The organism is Pseudarthrobacter oxydans (assembly GCF_034258515.1).
Lineage (GTDB): Bacteria > Actinomycetota > Actinomycetes > Actinomycetales > Micrococcaceae > Arthrobacter.
Genome location: NZ_CP139438.1, coordinates 948,805 through 967,960 on the forward strand (window position 1 = coordinate 948,805; position 19,156 = coordinate 967,960).

Annotated in this window: 16 protein-coding genes and 1 pseudogene; 12 read left to right on the top strand and 5 right to left on the bottom strand. The window is 64.9% G+C overall.

Annotation, left to right across the window (positions count from 1 at the left end; genetic code table 11):
* Positions 1-100 precede the first annotated feature (100 nt).
* The 6 genes from SMD14_RS04385 (at position 101) to SMD14_RS04410 (ending at position 8,281) form a co-directional block, all read left to right on the top strand.
* A complete protein-coding gene (locus tag SMD14_RS04385) occupies positions 101-1,834 on the top strand; it encodes an ABC transporter ATP-binding protein (protein WP_321215447.1) in 1,734 nt (577 codons plus the stop codon).
* Positions 1,831-3,906, top strand: a complete 2,076-nt coding sequence (locus SMD14_RS04390; protein WP_321215448.1) for an ABC transporter ATP-binding protein — start codon at positions 1,831-1,833, stop codon at positions 3,904-3,906. The genes SMD14_RS04385 and SMD14_RS04390 overlap by 4 nt, the downstream gene beginning before the upstream one ends.
* Positions 3,907-3,989: 83 nt before the next feature.
* Positions 3,990-4,406: a thioesterase family protein gene (locus SMD14_RS04395; protein WP_157242675.1), complete on the top strand. Its 417-nt coding sequence runs from the start codon at positions 3,990-3,992 to the stop codon at positions 4,404-4,406.
* Positions 4,407-4,495: 89 nt separating this feature from the next.
* Positions 4,496-4,729, top strand: coding sequence for a PLDc N-terminal domain-containing protein (locus tag SMD14_RS04400; RefSeq protein WP_321215449.1), 234 nt, complete (start codon positions 4,496-4,498; stop codon positions 4,727-4,729).
* Positions 4,730-4,800: 71 nt separating this feature from the next.
* Positions 4,801-7,032, top strand: a complete 2,232-nt coding sequence (locus tag SMD14_RS04405) for an AAA family ATPase (RefSeq protein ID WP_321215450.1) — start codon at positions 4,801-4,803, stop codon at positions 7,030-7,032.
* The gene (locus tag SMD14_RS04410) at positions 7,019-8,281 is read left to right on the top strand and encodes a 5-methylcytosine restriction system specificity protein McrC (protein ID WP_321215451.1); all 1,263 of its coding nucleotides are present in this window, start codon (positions 7,019-7,021) and stop codon (positions 8,279-8,281) included. The genes SMD14_RS04405 and SMD14_RS04410 overlap by 14 nt, the downstream gene beginning before the upstream one ends.
* Here SMD14_RS04410 and SMD14_RS04415 read toward each other — a convergent pair.
* Complete coding sequence (locus SMD14_RS04415; RefSeq protein WP_321215452.1) at positions 8,259-9,914, bottom strand: ATP-binding protein; 1,656 nt, start codon at positions 9,912-9,914, stop codon at positions 8,259-8,261. The genes SMD14_RS04410 and SMD14_RS04415 overlap by 23 nt on opposite strands.
* 95 nt (positions 9,915-10,009) lie before the next feature.
* Between SMD14_RS04415 and SMD14_RS04420 the strand changes: the two genes are divergently transcribed.
* A complete protein-coding gene (locus SMD14_RS04420; RefSeq protein WP_321215453.1) occupies positions 10,010-10,777 on the top strand; it encodes a response regulator transcription factor in 768 nt (255 codons plus the stop codon).
* Here SMD14_RS04420 and SMD14_RS04425 read toward each other — a convergent pair.
* From SMD14_RS04425 to bioB, 4 genes are all read right to left on the bottom strand, one after another.
* Positions 10,750-11,160, bottom strand: a complete 411-nt coding sequence (locus SMD14_RS04425) for an Hpt domain-containing protein (RefSeq protein WP_157238984.1) — start codon at positions 11,158-11,160, stop codon at positions 10,750-10,752. The genes SMD14_RS04420 and SMD14_RS04425 overlap by 28 nt on opposite strands.
* 271 nt (positions 11,161-11,431) lie before the next feature.
* The gene (locus SMD14_RS04430; protein ID WP_321215454.1) at positions 11,432-11,860 is read right to left on the bottom strand and encodes a very short patch repair endonuclease; all 429 of its coding nucleotides are present in this window, start codon (positions 11,858-11,860) and stop codon (positions 11,432-11,434) included.
* Between the two features lie 19 nt (positions 11,861-11,879).
* Positions 11,880-12,314, bottom strand: a complete 435-nt coding sequence (locus SMD14_RS04435; RefSeq protein WP_157238983.1) for a pyridoxamine 5'-phosphate oxidase family protein — start codon at positions 12,312-12,314, stop codon at positions 11,880-11,882.
* 316 nt (positions 12,315-12,630) lie between these two features.
* Complete coding sequence (gene bioB, locus SMD14_RS04440; RefSeq protein WP_321215455.1) at positions 12,631-13,650, bottom strand: biotin synthase BioB; 1,020 nt, start codon at positions 13,648-13,650, stop codon at positions 12,631-12,633.
* 211 nt (positions 13,651-13,861) lie between these two features.
* On the opposite strand from bioB, the gene SMD14_RS04445 reads away from it, so the two are divergent.
* The 5 genes and pseudogenes from SMD14_RS04445 (at position 13,862) to SMD14_RS04465 (ending at position 19,134) form a co-directional block, all read left to right on the top strand.
* Positions 13,862-15,589 (top strand): hypothetical protein, encoded by a 1,728-nt coding sequence (locus SMD14_RS04445; protein ID WP_321215456.1) that lies wholly within the window; start codon positions 13,862-13,864, stop codon positions 15,587-15,589.
* A 193-nt stretch (positions 15,590-15,782) separates the two neighbouring features.
* The gene (locus SMD14_RS04450; protein WP_321215457.1) at positions 15,783-16,436 is read left to right on the top strand and encodes a DUF6318 family protein; all 654 of its coding nucleotides are present in this window, start codon (positions 15,783-15,785) and stop codon (positions 16,434-16,436) included.
* A 431-nt stretch (positions 16,437-16,867) separates the two neighbouring features.
* Positions 16,868-17,380 (top strand): hypothetical protein, encoded by a 513-nt coding sequence (locus tag SMD14_RS04455; protein ID WP_321215458.1) that lies wholly within the window; start codon positions 16,868-16,870, stop codon positions 17,378-17,380.
* Positions 17,381-17,501: 121 nt separating this feature from the next.
* Positions 17,502-17,735, top strand: a pseudogene (locus tag SMD14_RS04460) (alkene reductase); the annotation flags it as partial.
* 109 nt (positions 17,736-17,844) lie between these two features.
* Positions 17,845-19,134, top strand: a complete 1,290-nt coding sequence (locus tag SMD14_RS04465) for an ISL3 family transposase (RefSeq protein WP_321214244.1) — start codon at positions 17,845-17,847, stop codon at positions 19,132-19,134.
* The last annotated feature ends 22 nt before the right edge of the window (positions 19,135-19,156 follow it).

The following is a 19,156-nucleotide window of genomic DNA, read 5'->3' on the forward strand; positions in this document are numbered from 1 at the left end:
GTAGAGTGGGAAAGCCAAGGATGTCAGCCCCGGCTGCTACTACTTAAGCCTCGTGCTTTTCCGAACCCATTCTTCGAACCCATCCTAAGGACCCATGGGCATGCTCCTGACTCTGATACGACGGTTTTCCAGGCCGTACATGCCGTACATTGTGGCCGTCATTGTGTTTCAGCTGGCGTCCACCATGGCGGCGCTGTACCTGCCCAGCCTGAACGCCCAGATCATTGACGAAGGGGTTTCCCGCGGGGACACGGACTTCATCTGGCGCACCGGCGCCGTGATGCTGCTGGTGGCCTTCGTCCAGGTGGGCACCGCCATCGCCGGTGTCTACTTTGGGTCCAAAGTCGCCATGGCCATGGGCCGCGACCTCCGGCGCGGCGTGTTCCGCAAGGTCACCAGTTTCTCGGCCAGGGACGTCAACGCCTTTGGTGCCCCCACGCTCATCACCCGCGGGACCAACGATGTCCAGCAGGTCCAGATGCTCGTCCTGATGGGACTGAACTTCATGGTGGCCACCCCCATCATGTGCGTGGGCGGCATCATCATGGCGCTGCGCGAGGACCTCAACCTGTCCTGGCTGGTGTGGGTTTCCGTGCCCCTCCTGACCGTGGTGGTGGGCTACCTGGTGGTCCGGCTCATTCCGCTGTTCCGGTCCATGCAGAAGAAGATCGACCGCATCAACGCCGTGCTGCGGGAACAGATCATTGGCATCCGGGTTGTCCGGGCCTTTGTGCGCGAACCCTATGAAACCGGGCGCTTCGGCGAGGCCAATAAGGAACTGACGGACGTCTCGCTGAAGATCGGTTCCCTGTTTGTCCTGATGTTCCCCGCCATCAGCATGATCCTGCACCTGTCCACCGCCGCCGTGCTGTGGTTCGGCGGGCAGCGGGTGGACTCCGGCGAGATGCAGGTGGGCGCCCTCACCGCCTTCCTGCAGTACCTGCTCCAGATCCTGATGGCCGTCATGATGGGCACCTTCATGGCGATGATGATTCCGCGCGCCTCCGTATGCGCAGACCGCATCGGTGAAGTGCTCGACGTCGAACCCTCCATCCACGATCTGGAACGTCCGGAGGCGCCCGCCATGCTGAGCGGCGTCGTCGAGTACCGGAACGTCACCTTCGCCTACCCGGGCGCTGAATCGCCCGTGCTGAGCAACATCAGCTTCACGGCGCGTCCCGGGCAGACCCTCGCCATTATCGGTTCCACCGGGGCCGGCAAAACCTCGCTCCTGTCCCTCCTGCCGCGGCTCTACGACCCTGTGGAAGGGGAGGTGCTGCTGGACGGTGTTCCCGTGGACAGAATGGACCGGGCGGAGATCACCAAACGCGTTGCCCTGGTGCCCCAGCGGCCCTACCTCTTCTCCGGCACCATCGGGCACAACCTGCGGTTCGGAAAGACCGAAGCCACGGACCAGGAACTGTGGGAGGCCCTGGGCGTGGCGCAGGGCGATGAGTTTGTCCGCGCCAAGAAGAACGGGCTCGGCTCGCGCATCGCCCAGGGCGGCACCAACGTCTCCGGCGGCCAGCGCCAGCGCCTGTGCATCGCCAGGGCACTCGTTACCAAACCCCGGGTGTACCTCTTCGACGATTCCTTTTCCGCCCTGGATGTTGCCACGGACGCCCGGCTCCGTGCCGCCCTCAAACGCACCACCTCGGATGCCACGGTAATCATCGTGGCCCAGCGGATCTCCACCATTACCGAGGCCGACCAGATCCTGGTGCTGGACAACGGGCGGATCGTTGACCGTGGGACGCATGAGGAACTCCTGGAAACCTCGCCCACCTACCAGGAAATCGTTGAATCCCAGCTGAGCGTGGAGGAAATGGCATGAGCGCCCCCAAGAAGGACTCCACGGACAGTCGGGGAACAGCGTCAGCCCAGGACGAGCTCGACGCCGGGCAGGCGGCCGCACCCGTCGAGGACGACGACTTCGTTGAGGAGGAGTACACTCCTTCCGAATCGGACGGGGACATGTTCGGCGGGATCCCCGCCAAGAAGGCCGAGCACTTCTGGCCGTCCGCCAAGCGGTTGATGGGGCTGCTGAAGCCGGAAGCCCTGGGGATCTACGTGGTGGTGGGCATGGTGGTAATCGCCGTGGTCCTCAACGTCATCGCCCCCAAGATCCTGGGCCAGGCCATGGACGTGATCTTCGCCGGCGTGGTAGGCAAGCAGCTTCCGCCGGGCGTCAGCAAGGAACAGTTTGTGGACGGGCTGCGCCGGCAGGGCCAGGACAACTTCGCGGACATGGTGTCCCGGATGGAACTGGTGCCCGGCGCCGGCATCGACTTCGACAAGCTCACCCTGCTCATCGCGGTGGTCCTGCTGATGTACTTCGTGGCCAACATCTTCCTTTGGCTGCAGGGCTATGTGCTCAACCGCATCGTGATGAAGGTAATCCGGCGGCTCCGCGATGATACGGAGAAGAAGCTGAACCGGCTGCCGCTGAACTACTTCGATACCCGCCAGCGCGGCGACGTGCTCTCCCGGGTGACGAACGACGTCGACAACATCCAGCAGGCGCTCCAGCAGGCCTTCGCCCAGCTGGTCAACTCGCTGCTGACGGTGGCGGGCATCGTGATCATGATGTTCGTCGTGTCCTGGCAGTTGGCCGTGATCGCCCTGGTTGCGTTGCCGCTTTCCGGCGTCGCGGCAGGCATGATCGGGGTGCGCAGCCAGAAGCTCTTCGCAGCCCAGTGGAAGAACACAGGAGCCCTCAACGGGCAGATCGAGGAATCATTCTCCGGCCACGACCTGGTGCGGGTCTTCGGCCGGGACGCGGACATGCTGGAACGGTTCGAGGAACGCAACGAGGCCCTGTACAAGGCCAGCTTCGGGGCACAGTTCGTGTCCGGCATCATCTTCCCCGTGATGCAGTTCGTTTCCTACCTCAGTTATGTGGGCATCGCCGTCGTGGGCGGCCTCCGGGTTGCTTCGGGTTCCATGTCCCTGGGCGATGCCACCGCGTTCATCCAGTACTCGCGGGAGTTCACGCAGCCGCTGGGCCAGATGGCCGGCATGGCCAACATGCTGCAGTCCGGGGTGGCGTCCGCCGAGCGGGCCTTCGAGTTCCTGGACGCAGACGAGCAGGACACGGAGACCGCCACCGAGCACCTGCCGGCCAGGACCGACGGCCACGTCGACTTCAAGAACGTCACCTTCAGCTACACCGAGGACAAGCAACTCATCGAGAACCTGTCCTTTACTGCCGAGCCGGGAAACACCGTGGCCATCGTCGGGCCCACCGGGGCGGGAAAGACAACCCTGGTGAACCTGGTGATGCGGTTCTACGAGCTCAATGCCGGGTCCATCATGCTGGACGGCGTGGACATCACCCACCTCAGCCGCTCCGAGCTCCGGTCCAAGGTCGGCATGGTGCTGCAGGATGCCTGGCTGTTCGGCGGCTCCATCTACGACAACATCCGCTACGGAAACCTTGAGGCCACCGAGGAGCAGGTGATGGCGGCCGCCAAGGCAACCTTCGTGGACCGCTTCGTGCGGGCCCTGCCCGAGGGCTACAACACCGTGATCGACGAGGAAGGCAACAATGTCAGCGCCGGCGAGAAGCAGCTGATCACCATTGCCCGCGCCTTCGTCGCGAACCCCTCACTGCTGATCCTCGACGAAGCCACGAGCTCCGTTGACACCCGCACCGAGCTGCTGGTCCAAAAGGCGATGGCGGCCCTGCGCACGGACCGCACCAGCTTCGTCATTGCGCACCGGCTCTCCACGATCCGCGATGCGGATACCATCCTGGTCATGGAAAACGGCAAGATCGTGGAACAGGGCAACCACAAGGCCCTCCTCGCCGCGCAGGGCGCGTACTACCGCCTGTACAGGTCCCAGTTCGCCGGAGCGGACGCGGAGGACGTCCCCGTGGACGATTCGACGGCGGTGCACAGTTGAGCACGCAGGAGGCGCCCGCGCAGCAGGCCACCCCGGCGCAGCCAGAATCCGCGGGCGGCCGCCGGATCGAGGTCCTGGTGCCCATGCGCTGGGGTGACATGGACGCGTACGGGCACATCAACAACGTCCAGATCGTCCGGATGCTGGAGGAAGCCCGGATCGCGGCCTTCGGCCCGCCCCGGGGCGCGGGGCTGCCCGGCATCGAACCCCACGTCTCACTGTTCAACGATGTCCCGGACGGAACCATGGCCCTGGTGGTGGACCACAAGATCCGGTACGTCAGGACCCTTGAATACCGCAACGTTCCGGCCGTGGTCCTGGTGTGGATCGGGGCCGTCAAGGGGGCCAGCTTCGATATCCACTACCTGGTCCAGGATCCGGTCACCAGGGAGGACTGCGTGAAGGCGAGCAGCCACCTGGCGTTCGTGGACGAGGCCACAGGCCGGGTCCAGCGGCTTACCCCTGAACAGAAGGAACGGTTGGCTCCGTTCACGGCCTGAGCCGGACTGCGGGCGCGCAGGGTACCGCCACCCATTGCGCAGCGGTGGCCCGCACCGGAAACTGAAACCCCAACCAAGGAGCAGAGAACATGGCACAGAAAAAGACCTGGAAGGACATGCCTCCGTCTGCCAAGGCCGGCACCATTTTGGTGGGCATCGCTCAGGTGTCGCTTCTGGTGGCAGCGCAGCGGGACATCTCCAAGCGCCCTGCTGCGCTGATCAACGGTCCCAAGGCGGCGTGGCGGGCGGCGTCCTTCATCAACTTCATCGGTCCCATGGGCTACTTCATTTTCGGCCGGAAGAAGCCCGTCAAGGCCATGTAGGGAGCCAAGCGGGGACGGCCGTTCACAGTCCGTTGAGCGCCCGTCCAGCTTGACCCTGTAAATTTGAATCCATGACCCCCGCCTCCACTGCTGCCATGACCCGCGCCCTCGGCATATCAAAGGAGATTGAGGACGCAGCCTGGTTCGTTTTGGGCCCGGGGCTGCTGGGGAAACCGTCCGCCCTTGATGGCCGCACACTGACCTGGACGGCCGATGCGGCCGCTGAGCTTCTGGAACGGCTGGAACGCGGGACGCCGGACCCCAAGGCCCCCATGATGACCAACCTCCGGCAGAACCTGGAGGGGGCCTCGCGGGAAGCGAAGCAACTGGCCGTCGAACTGTTGTTCCTGCAGTCCCTCCCGCTGGCCCATGAGGTGAAGTCACTGAAGGTCAAGCGCGCCCGCGTGGCCGAGGCCGCCTCCTGGCTGGAGCCCCCGCTGGAGCTTCCGGAGGAGCTTTACGAGGGCATGACGGACCATGGTGTCATCAGGGACCGGACGGCGGAGTTCAACTGGACCATCTGGGACCACCTGAAATGGCTGTGCCGGTTTGTGCAGCACGTGGACCAGCAGCCCACGGCGTCCATCGCGGCAGCCCTGCAGGACCCGCTCGAGTTCCACCGGCTGGCGGCCGCCACACCGGGCGACCAGCCCGCCATCCGCCGCAGCATCGAGTTCCTCACCTGTCCCAGCTACTTCGAGCCCGTGGTGGCGGACGTGGAGCGGCAGGAGATCCGGGACGCCTTCGCCTCGCTGGTGGGCGGCGCGAAGGGGGACGCCGAAGAGGACGTCACCGCTGACATCCACCGCATCCGCCTTCACCTTGACGAGCAGGCCGGCCAGCGCATCGACTGGTACTCCCGCCAGCTCGTCAGCCAGTGGCGCAAGGTGGGCGACCCCGGCCGGCGGGCCTGGCTGCTGCGCACGCACAGCGACAACACCGAGCTCCTCACAGCCTGGCAGGGCGAGGAGAAGGCGACCCTCGACGTCGAACATCTCCGCCTGCTGGACCCCGGCGTTACCGCAGGGCTGGTCCAGCACGCCGTGGACGAGGACTACAAGCACCTCGGCTACGTGGAGCGGGAGGACACCAAGACTGCTGTCTTTGCCTTCCTGACGGTCATGAAGCCGGGGGACCTGGTGCTGTACCAGCACGCCGGCACCGTGAGCCTGGGGGTGGTGCTCGGGGAGCCCGAACACAACGACGACAACCGGCGCCTGCGCCGCAAGGTCCGCTGGTTCGACGAGGGACACACCACCACCAGCCTGCCGCGGCACGTCCAGCGGCAGCTGGCCACCGCCGGAATCGTCGTGGACGTTACCAAGGTGGTGCAGGCGCTGCAGGCGCTCCTGCCGGCCGAAGCGGAAACAGAGCCCGACGGCGATGCTGAAGCTGCCGCCGTCGTGCCTCCCGTCCAGGAGGGCTTCCGCCCGCTGACCCGCGAGTTCGCCGACTCGCTGCACATGGAGCTCGAGCCGCTCCAGGAGATCGCCGAGCTGCTGGAGGAGAACCGCCAGCTGGTCCTGTATGGGCCGCCGGGGACCGGCAAGACCTACCTGGCCAAGCACCTCGCCGCCGAACTGGCGGATGACACCACGGACGAGCGGGTCAAACTGGTCCAGTTCCACCCCTCCTACGCGTATGAGGACTTCTTCGAGGGATACCGGCCGGACAAGACCGACGAAGGCCAGGTCTCCTTCAAGCTGGTGGCAGGGCCGCTGCGCCGGCTCGCGGAGGAAGCGGCGAAGCCCGGCAACGAAAACAAGCCGTACTTCCTGATCATCGACGAGATGAACCGCGCCAACCTGGCCAAGGTGTTCGGCGAACTGTACTTCCTGCTGGAATACCGGGACGACCGGATCTACCTGCAGTACAGCCCCAACGAGCCGTTCACGCTGCCGGACAACCTCTACATCATCGGCACCATGAACACGGCAGACCGTTCCATCGCCATGATGGACGCCGCCATCCGCCGCCGGTTCTCCTTCATCGAGCTGCACCCGCAGACCGAGCCTGTGAAGGGCTCCCTGCTGCGGTTCCTCCAGGCCCGGCAGCTCGACCTCACGCCGGCGCTGCTGCTGGATGCCCTGAACAGTGCGATCGACGAGTGGGACCGGGACCTGATGATTGGCCCGTCCTACTTCATGAAGCCCGCCGCCCAGACCCCCGCCGGGCTCCGCCGGATCTGGAAGTACGAGCTCATGCCGCTGCTGGAGGAGCACTACCACGGCCAGCTGACCCGGGCGCAGCTGGAGGAGCGCTTCGGGCTGGACCAGCTGCTGGGACGCCTTGCGGCCCGCTGACCCCGGCACGTCTGTCCGGCACCTGGTGCTGGATGAACTGTCCCGCGGCATCGTGGAGCGGCTGGACCCGGCCAGCGCGTCCTTCCTGAATTCCAGCGGCCTGGCCAAGGCATCACCCATGGGCCTTGGGCTGTACCGGATCGAGCCGGTGGGCAAGGTGGGTTCGGTGCGCACGGCCACGGTGCAGCTCGACGTGCGTCCCAAGGACCGGCTGGGGCTCAGCCGGCTCCTGTTCCTGCTCAGCTACGCCGGCGAGCAGGGCTTCCGCCCCGATTCGGTCTCAGCCGTGGAGGACCGGGAGCTGTGGAGCGCGCTGGCGGAGTCGCTGGCGCAACTGGCCGAACGTGCCCTGGGACGCGGCGTCCTGCAGGGCTATCTCACCGTGGATGAATCGCTCCGGACGGTCAAGGGACGGATCAGGATTTCGGACCAGATTTCCCGGCGGCCCGGCATGCTGGTGCCCCTGGAGGTGTCCTACGACGAGTTCACCGAGGACATTGCCGAGAACCGGATCCTGCGCGCCGCGCTGGAACGGATGGGCCAGGTGCCGCGCGTCCGCCCCGAGGTGCTGAGCCGGCTGCGCCAGCTCAAGGGAAAGCTCGACGCCGTTACGCGCCTCCCGGCAGGAGCACCGCTGCCCCGGTGGAAAGCCACCAGGATGAACGTCCGCTACCACGCGGTCCTGCGCCTGGCGGAGCTGATCCTGCGCAACGCCTCCGCGGAAGCCGGGGAGGGCAAGCAGCAGACGGCCTCGTTCGTGGTGGACATGGCCCAGGTGTTTGAGGATTTTGTGGGCACGGCGCTGCGGGAAGCGATGTCCGCCTACCCGGGCGAGCTCCGGCTCCGCTTCAATGCGCTCCTGAGCGAGGCGGTGCATGACGCTGACCGGCTGTCGGTGCGCCCGGACGCCGTCCACCTGCTCGGCGGCCGGCCGGTGGTGGTCTACAACGCCAAGTACACCGCGGCTTCGGATACGGGTGCTTCCCTGACGGCGGACCACTACCAGATGCTGGCCCACTGCACCGCGCTGGCGGTGCCCACCGCATGGCTGGTCTACGCCGGGGCCGGGGAAATGAAGCTCCGCCGCATCCTCAATACGGACATCGACATCGTGGAATTCCCGCTGGACCTGTCCAGGCCGCCGTCGGAAATCCTCGCGTCCGTCCGTGAACTCGCGCGCCAGTCCTGGGGCGAGGTGGTCCGGGTTTCAACAGGTGCCGAACAGGTTACACCGGAACCCGGAACGTAAAGGTGGTCCCCTCGCCGAGGGTGCTGTCCACACCGATGGTTCCGCCATGGGCCTCGATGATCGCCTTGCTGATCGGGAGGCCGAGGCCGACGCCGGGGATGGCCGTCCGGCGGACCGTGCTGGAGCGGAAGAACTTGGCGAAAACCTCGGAGGCGTCCTCGGGGCTCATGCCCATGCCGGTGTCGGTGATCCGGCAGGCCAGATGCCCGTCCTCCTGCTCCAGGGAGACCAGCACGCTGCCGCCGTCCGGGGAGTACTTGATGGCGTTGGACACCAGGTTGTCCAGGACCTGGGAGATCCGGGCGCCGTCCACGTGGGCCTCAAGCCGCTCGGGGGTCTGCGCCTGCAGCACCACTCCCGCCGCTGCCGCCCGGGGCGTGGCCGAGGAGACGCTGGACCGCACCAGCTCGGCGACATTCACGGCCTCCGGCGTGACGATCAGCTGCCCGTTGCGGCTGGACAGCAGGTCCGAGACCAGGGTCAGGAGCCGCTCGGAGTTCCGGCGGATGACCTCGAGCATCTCCCGCTGCGCCTTCGCCGGTTCGTCAGCCAGCAGGAGTTCCACGTAGCCCAGGATGGAGGTCAGCGGCGTCCGGAACTCGTGGGAGACGCTGGCGACGAACTCGTCCTTCGCCGTCAGGGCGTTCACCAGGTCCGTCACGTCGCTGAACGCGACCACCGAGCCGGCGAAAGCGCCGTCGTCGTCCTTCATGGCCCGTGCGGTGGTCACGACGGCGCGCTGGTCGCTGCCCGAACCCAGCCACACCAGGTAATCCGTAAAGGTTTCGCCCAGGACGGCGCGGCGCACCGGACGTTCCTCCACGGGAACCAGCGTTTTCCGGTCCGCCCCGAACACCAGCAGCTGGGACTCGTTCGGGTCGGCTATGTCCTTGGGCCGGGCCAGTTCGTGGTTTGCCCGCTGCTTCCTGTTCATCAGGACATCGTGCCCGTCCGCATCCACCGCGAGGACGCCCAGGTGGACAGTTTCCAGGACGGCATTCAGCAATGCCTCCTGGCGCTGGCTGGTCCGAAGGTTGGCCTGCAGCTGGGCGTCCTTTTCCTCAAGTTCCTCCTGCTGCCGCATCATGCTGAGGGTCAGGACACTCACGGACGCGCCGATTCCGAGCGCTATCACAGGAAGCAGCAAAGAGCGGGCCAGGTCCTGGGGCGTAAAGTCCCCCTTCAGCAGCAGCGGAACCCAGATGATGGCCAGCGGCCCCAGGAAGGACAGCCACAGCGCGGCCCGGGGATGGTATCCGGACGCGCACAGCCAAATCACCGGGAAAACGGCCAGCAGGCTGATGCCCGCCAGGCTCTCCTGCCCGCCCTGCCGGCCCACCCCGATGGAGACAAAGTCCAGCAGCGGAATGGCCAGGAAGCTCGTGTAGGGCAGCCGCTCCCAGGGAACCACGTAGCAAAGGCCCATGATGGCCAGCTGGGAGATCACGAAGGCGGCAAAGAGCGGATTGTCCATGGTGCCCGGGAAGAAGGCCCACACCAGGAACACCGTCAACAATGTGGTGATGAACAGCGGCATCTGGCTCAGCCCCACCCGCTGGGTCAGGCTGTACTCGTGAAAGGGCCGCCGGAAGAACCTCAACTTACCCGAAGCCCACGCCACCGGGGCGGTCATGGCGTGCACACGTAGGGGAGCGGGGTGAGTGGAGCCATACCAGCAGGATATCGGCAGCCAGCTATACTTCTGACGTTGGCTGCTGAGGGGGCGCTATGAGTGATGCACGAGTGGGACTGGTCATCGAGGATGACCACGACATCCGGGAATTGGTACGCACGGTGCTGTCACAGGCCGGTTTCGAGGTGAGCGTTGCCAGCAGCGGGGCAGAAGGCGTCCTGATCGCCAAGAACCTCAGCCCGGACGTCATCACCCTGGACCTTGGGTTGCCTGACATCGACGGCTTCGAGGTTTCCCGGCAGATCCGTGAATTCTCCGATGCCTACATCGTGATGCTCACGGCCCGCACCGAGGAACTGGACACCCTGATCGGACTGGAGTCCGGGGCCGATGATTACCTCACCAAACCGTTCCGGCCCAGGGAGCTGCGTGCACGCATCGCAGCGATGATGCGCCGTCCCCGTTCCGTCCCGGACCCTGCCGACGCGCTGTCCGGGGACAACCCGGCTGATGCGGGAGCCCATCCCGAGCGCGGCAACTTCAGCCACAACGGGCTGGAACTCAGCTACTCGTCCCGGACCGTGGTTGTTGACGGCAAGGAAATGAACCTGACCCGCACGGAATTCGAACTCCTGCACGCGCTCCTGGAAGCGGGGCGGACCGTGCGGACCAAATCGGACCTGGTGCGGCGGCTGCGGGACGAGGATTACGACGTCGGCAGTTACATCAGCGAGGCCGACGAACGGTCCGTCGAGGTGCACATGGGGAACCTGCGGAAGAAGCTGGGCGACTCGCCCCAGAAACCGCGGTGGCTGCAAACCGTCCGGGGAGTTGGCTACCGGCTCGCGCCGGAAGCGCACTGAGCCTGAAGGCGGTGCGTCGTCTGCCGGCTGCAATGGTTGATCGGCCGCAGGAAGGCGACGGCCAGCCGGGGCAGGAGGACGGCCACGTCAGCCTTGCTGGCCTCGGTACGGATTTCGCCCTCCAGTTCCATGGCCAGGCAGGCCAGCCGCTCCGCACCCACCATCTGGCTGGCGGTCTTCAGGCTCAGGACCGCGTCCACTGAACCTTCCAGGTCGCCGGTGGTCAGGGCAAGGCGGAGCCGCCCAATGCGTTGCGGCAGGAACTCGATAAAGTTCCCCACAAAGACCCTGCAGTATCCCTCATCCTCTTCGAGTTCTTCGCGGAGCCGGTCGAGAACGGACTGGTCCACCAAGGGCCGGGGGGCATCATCGGCGGCGCTCATGGCGGTCCTTTCGGCGGGTGCGGTCCATTCCTGGAGGTGGCGTCTAAGTGGGGCTCGGATGTCACATCAGGTTAGGTCTGTTGCCTTGGCGGGGCAGGTTTTCCCGAAGAGAATTGTGCGTTTCTTGATGGGACTGCAGTTGTTCCGAAGCGGCCTGGAACACGGACCTGATGTCCTACCTTTCCTGCCCGGCCGGACCGGCTTCAGGGCTGCCCTGCTGGCGCGTCGGAGCTAAGCGCGGAGGGCGCTGGCAACGGTGCCTGGTGAGGGGTCAGCGGCGGGTTTCCAGGAACTGCACCAGCTCCGCCTCGAGGACCGAACTGTCTTTGAGCTCGCACTCCCACACCGTCAGGACGTCCCAGCCGGCCTCCTCGAGCAGGCGGCGCTGGCTGGCATCCCGGTCGCGGGTCCTGGTGCGTTTGGCGGCCCAGAATTCCGCGTTGGCCTTCGGGGCATGCTGACCGGCCCGGCATTCGTGGAAGTGCCAGAAGCAGCCGTTGATGAAGATGACTTTGCGGCGGCCGGCGAAGACCAGGTCCGGGTTTCCGGGCAGGCGGGTGCCCCCGGACCTGCCGTGCAGCCGGTACCGGTAGCCCTTGGCGTGGAGGAGCCTGCGCACCAGCAGCTCGGGCTTGGTGTTCTTGCCCCGGATCCGGGACATGTTCCAGCTGCGTTGCTCAGGGGTGAGCTTGTCCGCCATGCTTTGAGTCCAGGAGCTCCTAGATTTCCCGTTCGGGCTGTTCGCCGAACTGGAAGTGGCGGCCGCTGACGGACGTGGGTTCAATTTCCACGTAGAAGTCCTTCAGCGTGGGAACCCAGGTTTTCAGGCCCAGTTCCTCCACCGCCGCCAGTTCCGCGGAGTTGCTCAGCACGCGTGCCTTTCCGCGCAGCACCACGGACCATGCCTCCTCGGAGAGGATGCCGTCCGTTTCGAAGAGGACAGAGGAGTTAATGGTGAGCTGGGCAAGTTTGTTGCCCGGCGCCGTCCTCAGGTAAAGCTTCCGGGCGGAGGTGACGTAGTTGACCGGGAAGATGTCCGGTTCACCGGCAACCGATACCACGAGCCGTCCGTGCTTGGTTCCCTCCAACAGCCGCCAGGACTGCTCGTCGTCGAGTTCCAGCACGGGTTGTCCATCTGCATGTTCAAACATCATGCAGCCATTCTTCTACGTTATGTAGAAATATTCCAGAGGTTTGATGAATTTACTCCTTGTGATGAGGTGGCCGTTCCATGCCGGGAGCAGGTTGCCCGCCAGGCAAGGGGCGAGACCTGCACTTTCAGGCGGCGCCCGCACTCCGGGCAGTAGCGTGGCGGTTCCAGCTGCAGCCGCGCGGCACACACCTGGTGGAGGGCGCGGCCCGGGCGGGCGTCCGACGGCGGGGTGCCGCCGCCGTCGGACGTTGCCTTCCTGAGGGGCTTGCCGCAGAGGGCGCAGAAATTCGCGTCGGCAGGATCGTTCGGCGGGGTGCTCATAAGGTCTTCTGGAGTTCCTTGATGGGCATGTTGAGGTCCACCAGGAGGTTGAGGTCGGCGGCTGCGGGGCGGCCCAGGGTGGTCAGGTAGTTGCCGACGATGACCGCGTTGATACCGCCCAGGAGTCCCTCGCGGGTGCCAAGGTCGCCGAGGGTCAGCTCGCGGCCGCCGGCGTACCGCAGGACCGTGCGGGGCATGGCCAGGCGGAAAGCAGCGATGGCCCGGAGGGCGTCCTTGCCGTCCATGATCTGCTGGTTTTCCAAAGGGGTTCCGGGCCTGGGATTAAGGAAGTTCAGGGGGACCTCATGCGGCTCCAACGCGGCCAGCTGGGCCGCCAGCTCGGCCCGCTGCTCAAGTGTTTCGCCCATGCCGATCAGCGCTCCGCAGCACAGTTCCATTCCGGCGTCCTTGACCATGGCGCACGTCTCCAGCCGCTCCTCGTAGCTGTGGGTGGTGACCACCTGGGGGAAGTAGCTGCGTGCTGTTTCAAGGTTGTGGTTGTAGCGGTGCACGCCCCAGCCGGCCAGCTGGTCCACCTGGCGCTGGGTGAGCATGCCGAGGGAGCAGGCGATGTTGATGTCCACTTCCTCGTTGATGCGGTCGATGGCGAACTTGATCTGGTTCATGAGCTTGATGTCCGGCCCCCGGACAGCTGCCACGATGCAGAACTCGGTGGCCCCGGTGGCCGCGGTTTCCTTGGCGGCCTTGACCAGCTCCGGGATGTCCAGCCAGACGCCGCGGACCGGGCTGTCGAAGAGTCCGGACTGGCTGCAGAAGTGGCAGTCCTCCGGGCAGCCGCCGGTCTTGATCGAGATGATGCCTTCCACCTCCACCGCCTCTCCGCAGTGCCGGAGGCGGACCTGGTGGGCAAGCTCCAGGGCGGCCGGGACTGCGTGGTCGGGAAGCCGGAGAACCTCCACCAGCTGCGCTTCCGAGAGGCCGGTTCCGCCCTCCAGGACCTGCCGCCGGGCGGTCTCGAGGATGGGGTATTCCGCGTGGAATGGCTGAGTCATCATTGCAGTCCTTTGTTTTGGGCGGGGCCTCCTAGACGACGGTAATTCGGTGGCTGCTCCCCGTTTTTGTGGCAGGGCAACAATGCGGGGCGGCCGAGGTTGTTAACAGGGGCGGTCAAATGCTTAACGCTGCCGAAACAATGCGGTGACCGGCCTGTCGATCTTGCTGGATAGCGTCGCATCAGGCCCTTTAGCAACGAAAGCGAAGCACATCATGAGCAACGACAAAGAAACAACGCAACTGCTGGAACCGCCGGCACAGCCCGGCGCCGCCGTCGTCGGAAGCGCTCCCGCAGCCAGCCCGGCGGCCAACGCTGCGGCGCTGAACGCCACCAAGGAAAGCCTCGAGGACTACACGCTCCGGTTCGCGCCGCGCTCCTACCGGAAGTGGAGTGCCGGCGTGGTGGCCACCAGTGCTCTGGGCGGCATCGCCTACCTGGCGGACTTCTCCATCGGCGCGAACATCGGCATCGCGTACGGCACTGTCAACGCCATTTTCGGCATCCTGGTGGCCGCCGTGATCATCTTCGCCACCGGCTTCCCGCTGGCCTATTACGCGGCACGCTACAACATCGACCTGGACCTCATTACCCGCGGTTCGGGCTTCGGCTATTACGGGTCTGTGGTCACCAACGTCATCTTCGCGACGTTCACCTTCATCTTCTTCGCCCTCGAAGGCTCCATCATGGCCCAGGGCCTGGAGGTGGGACTGGGGATTCCCCAGTGGCTGGGGTACGCGGCATCCACCGTGATCATCATTCCGCTGGTGATCTACGGGATGAACACCCTGGCCAAGCTGCAGGTGTGGACCACCCCGCTGTGGCTGCTCCTCATGGTGGTGCCGGTGGGGTACCTGCTGGTCTCGCACCCGGAGAGCATCGACACCTTCTTCGCCTACACAGGGGAATCGGGCGACGGCGGCCCGAACCTTGCGTCCGTCATGCTGGCTGCCGGCGTGTGCCTGTCCCTGATGGCGCAGATTGCCGAGCAGATCGACTACCTGCGCTTCATGCCGCCGCGCACTGAAGCAAACAAGGGGGCGTGGTGGCGCGCCGTTATCCTGGCGGGGCCGGGCTGGGTGATTTTCGGGGCGGTCAAGCAGATTGTTGGCCTGTTCATTGCCATCTACCTCATCGCCACGCTGGATCCCGCAGCCTCTGCGACTGCCAACGAGCCGGTGCACCAGTTCCTGGGCGTCTACCGGGAGATGATGCCGGCCTGGCTGGCCATGACGCTCGCCGTGGTGCTGGTGGTCATCTCCCAGATCAAGATCAATGTCACCAACGCGTATTCGGGCTCCCTGGCGTGGACCAACTCGTTCACGCGAATCACCAAGACGTACCCCGGCCGCATGGTGTTCGTGGTGGTCAACCTGGCCATTGCCCTGGTTCTGATGGAAGCCAACATGTTCGACTTCCTCAACACCATCCTCGGCTTCTACGCCAACTGCGCCATGGCCTGGGTGGTCACGGTGGCGTCCGACATCGCCATCAACAAGTACCTGCTGAAGATTTCACCCAAGGTTCCTGAGTTCCGCCGCGGCATGCTGTACGCCGTGAATCCGGTGGGCTTTGTGTCGATGCTCGCCTCCGCCGGAATTTCGATTGCCGTGTTCTTTGGTGCCTTTGGCTCCGCGATCCAGCCGTTTTCGCCGATCTTTGCGGTAGGCCTTGCCCTGGTCCTTCCGCCGGTGCTGGCGCTGGCCACCCGCGGACGGTACTACCTGCGCCGCACCGACGACGGCATCGACCTGCCGATGTTCGACGCCGACGGGAACCCTAGCGACGCCAGGCTCCTGTGCCACGTGACCGGCATCGAGTTCGAGCGCCCTGACATGGTCCGTTCCGCGAAAGACGCTGCCGACGGCGGCCCGCAGTATGTTTCTTCGCTCGCGTTGTCCACGGACAAGACAGGGGAGCTGGTGCTGCCGCCACAGAAGTAGCTATTCGCTGCAATAGGGAAAGCCGGTTCCTATGTGCCGGCTTTCTTTATGACTTTTCCCCGGGCTGTTGGTGGTGGTAAAACTCGTGGCGGGGCAGCTGTGGATAAGTTTGATCGCTGAATTGTGACCTGGGCTACCCTTAAGTCATTGTCCGGAGCAAGCCGTCTTGAAACTACTGGGGGATTAGCGGCCCATGACATCACAGAACGTCCCTACGTCCTGGCGAGCCCGGTCCAGTGCCGCCGCGTTCATCGTTGCAGCGGGGCTGACACTCGCCGGCTGCGCGGGTGGCGCCCCCGCAGACCCCGGCGCGTTGTCCTCCGCGCCGACGGGCTCGCCGACGTCCAGCCCTTCGGCCACCCCGGCCCCGACCCCCACCGCCGTGTACAAGCCGGCTGACGCATCCGGGCCGGCCCAAAACGTCCCAGTCCCCGTGCTGCCCGAGGTGGCAAAGACAGAGACGAAGGAGGGCGCTGAGGCGTTTGCGAAGTATTGGTTCTCAATTCTGGGCTACGCATATGAGACGGGTGACACTCGCGCGTTATCCAAGTTTTCTAAACCTGAGTGCGCATTCTGCCAGGGCCTCGTGGATGACATCGACGCTGCTTGGGCTGAAAACAAGTGGATTTCTGGCGGTCAAATAGAAATTCCGGTGGCAACCGCGAAGCCTGCCACTGACGGCTCTACGCAGGTGGTCCTTCAAGTACTACAGAAGGAACTGGTCATCCACAACCAAGACGGGAGCCCATATCAAGAAAAGACCCCCGCAACGAATGCGGGAAGCGTCGCAGTAATGAAGTACGCCGATGAAGGATGGGTGGTCAACGACCTAGGGTTGATCCGTTAGCCATGGGTTACATAGGCAAGATCCTCACAATTCTCGCCTGCTGTGTGTTGCTTCTGACGACGTCTTTGTTGACTGCCCACGCGGAAGACGGGGCGGATCCAAAGCCACGGATCGGTGGAGGCTTTGTAGACACTGGGCTTCAAATGGGGGCGGATACTTGGATAACTGATCCTGATACTGGCGAATTTCGTCGTGCTGAACCCGGCAGTGTCAACACGGACCCCAACGAGTACAAGTACGAACTCCAATGCCACCTCGGTGGGGGAGACTTCGACACGCCCTGCCTCGCGCGGCAGCTTGAGTGCAAAAACGGTCCCGGGGGTAAGGAAGGCATTCCCGTCACCTGGCTCTCCCGGCCCCGAGGTGTACCCGGCGCTGTTTGGGCTCATCACTCCGGCCCTACGTGCCTATTCGACGCCAGACCCGAGGACTTGCTGCCCAGGATCGCTGCCGACATCCAACGGCAGTTCCAAAGCCTTCCGGTCAACGCCGGGACCGTGGTGGCCCAACCGAGTCCCCACACGCTGAGGGGTGCCGAAACCAACTTCTACGCGGAGGCAGCTGAACAGCAATTCGACGTCACCATGTTCGGGCAGGAGGTGCACATTGTCGCCACCCCGGTCCAGTACACCTGGAACTACGGGGACGGCACCGTGTTCGGTCCCCAGCCGTCAATGGGCGGACCATTGCCGCAGGACCGCTGGGGCGAGAAGACCCGGACGAGCCACGCCTACGGAGCCACGGGGGACTTCCAGGTAGTGCTGACCACCACCTTCCAGGGAACGTACTCGGTCAACGCCGGGCCGCCCCTGCCGATTCCCGGCCAGGGCCAGTTCAACGCTCCTGCCCAGACCATCAGCGTGTGGCGCTCGCTCACCCGAAACTACGCCGACGACTGCAACGCCAATCCCCAGGGCCAGGGCTGCCCGGGCGCGCCGCGGTAGGGGGTCAGCAAGGCAAGCGTTGCCCGCGAACCTGCTGTGATTCCCATCGCAACCGGAATAGCCGCGGGTGGTTCCCGGTTGGCAAGGACAGTACGTCTTCAGCCTTCGAAAGGAACTGCGCATGCTGTTTTCCCCTCTCACCCTCGGCGAACTTGAACTCCCCAACCGGCTGGTCATGGCGCCCCTGACGCGGCTCCGCGCAGGTGAGGAAGGCGTCCCCGGCCCGCTCGTCGTCGAGCATTACCGCCAGCGCGCGTCCCTTGGCCTCATCGTCAGCGAAGGAACGTTCCCCACGCCCGCCGGCCGATCCTACGCCGGCCAGCCGGGCATCGTCACCGAAGAACAGGTTGCCGGCTCTTCGTGGTTGATGGGGAATTGTGTTCGTGTCGTTGAAGACAAGAGGGCCCGTGGCCCTGCTGGGATGAGTGTGTCTAAGCATTCAACCTGGAACAGGACCACGAGCCGTGATCGAGCCTACCGGGGTCGCAGCCGATGCTGCCACCATCCTTTTTAACCTTCCGGACTACCGCGTCATTTCCACTGTCATCGCTGCCGGCCAGCGGCGGGTCATTATCGAAACCGACCACCCGCCGGGGTGCCCGAGCTGTGGTGTCATCGCCTCCCGGCGAAAGGAACGCCGTCTCCAGCGGCTCCGCGATATTCCGGTCGCTGGCACGGTGGAAGTGCTTTGGTCCAAGTACCGCTGGTACTGCGAAGAGCCAAGGTGCGACCGGCTGTCGTTCTTTGAATCCACGCCCCAAGTCCCGCGCCGCGCCCGCTCGACGGGCCGGCTTCGGGACCAGCTTGCAGAGGCGGTCATCCGCTCCGGCCGGGCGGTGTCTGAAACCGCTGCCGGCTTCGCCGTGTCCTGGTGGTTGGTCCGGGCCGCGGTTACCGAGGCCTGCTTACTGAAACTGCCTGACGTGGACAAGCTCAGCCCTCGGATGCTCGGCATCGATGAACACCGATTCCGGTCCGTGCGCTACTTCCAGGACCCGTCAACAAAGGTGTGGACCCGGTTCGAGCCGTGGATGACAACCATCGTTGACCTGGACACCGGACAGGTCCTCGGCGTGGTCGACGGGCGGGACCACAAGGGCGTCGGAGACTGGCTGTTCGCCCGGCCCCTGGAATGGCGGCTGGCCGTGCAGGTCGTCGCCATCGACCCCTCCGCGGCGTTCCGCAAAGCGCTGCGGATGTGGCTTCCCCGGACCGCGGTGGCGGTTGATCACTTCCACCTGATCTCGCTGGCCAACCAGGCCATGACCGAGACCCGGCAGAACCTCTCCCAACAGGTCAAGGGCCGCCGCGGACGGGCTGTCGACAAGGCCTGGGCCCACCGCATGCTGCTCCTGCGCGGCGGCGACAACCTCAGCAGCAGGGCAGCCCTCCGACTCAAGGAAGTGTTCGCGCTGGACGATCCAACAGGAACCCTCCAGGCCGTCTGGAAAGTCAAGGAACAGCTCCGGGCCCTGCTGCGCAGCGGCTCGCTCGAAGACTCCGCGGCAGCGAAAACAAAACTCGAAGAGCTCGTGAAGGCAGCAGCCAGGCCGGAAACGAACAGGCTCTACCGCACTGTCTGCAGGTGGTGGAAAGAGATCGAGGTGCTCATCATTACCGGCGCGACGACCGGCAAGGTCGAGGCCAACAACACCGCTATCAAAAACATCAAGCGCACCGCACGTGGTTATCGCAATCCCGCCAACTACAAATCGATTATTCTCTTGAGAAGTGCCGTCCGCACGGCGGCATGACGCTCACTCCAGGGACCCGTTT

Bases quoted from the DNA above. Each gene is read 5' to 3' on its own strand.
- SMD14_RS04435 (WP_157238983.1), bottom strand. From the start codon at position 12,314: ATGATGTTTGAACATGCAGATGGACAACCCGTGCTGGAACTCGACGAC.
- SMD14_RS04425 (WP_157238984.1), bottom strand. From the start codon at position 11,160: ATGAGCGCCGCCGATGATGCCCCCCGGCCCTTGGTGGACCAGTCCGTT.
- SMD14_RS04445 (WP_321215456.1), top strand. From the start codon at position 13,862: ATGAGCAACGACAAAGAAACAACGCAACTGCTGGAACCGCCGGCACAG.
- SMD14_RS04420 (WP_321215453.1), top strand. From the start codon at position 10,010: ATGAGTGATGCACGAGTGGGACTGGTCATCGAGGATGACCACGACATC.
- SMD14_RS04405 (WP_321215450.1), top strand. From the start codon at position 4,801: ATGACCCCCGCCTCCACTGCTGCCATGACCCGCGCCCTCGGCATATCA.
- SMD14_RS04395 (WP_157242675.1), top strand. From the start codon at position 3,990: ATGCGCTGGGGTGACATGGACGCGTACGGGCACATCAACAACGTCCAG.
- SMD14_RS04450 (WP_321215457.1), top strand. From the start codon at position 15,783: ATGACATCACAGAACGTCCCTACGTCCTGGCGAGCCCGGTCCAGTGCC.
- bioB (WP_321215455.1), bottom strand. From the start codon at position 13,650: ATGATGACTCAGCCATTCCACGCGGAATACCCCATCCTCGAGACCGCC.
- SMD14_RS04415 (WP_321215452.1), bottom strand. From the start codon at position 9,914: ATGACCGCCCCGGTGGCGTGGGCTTCGGGTAAGTTGAGGTTCTTCCGG.
- SMD14_RS04385 (WP_321215447.1), top strand. From the start codon at position 101: ATGCTCCTGACTCTGATACGACGGTTTTCCAGGCCGTACATGCCGTAC.
- SMD14_RS04390 (WP_321215448.1), top strand. From the start codon at position 1,831: ATGAGCGCCCCCAAGAAGGACTCCACGGACAGTCGGGGAACAGCGTCA.
- SMD14_RS04430 (WP_321215454.1), bottom strand. From the start codon at position 11,860: ATGGCGGACAAGCTCACCCCTGAGCAACGCAGCTGGAACATGTCCCGG.
- SMD14_RS04400 (WP_321215449.1), top strand. From the start codon at position 4,496: ATGGCACAGAAAAAGACCTGGAAGGACATGCCTCCGTCTGCCAAGGCC.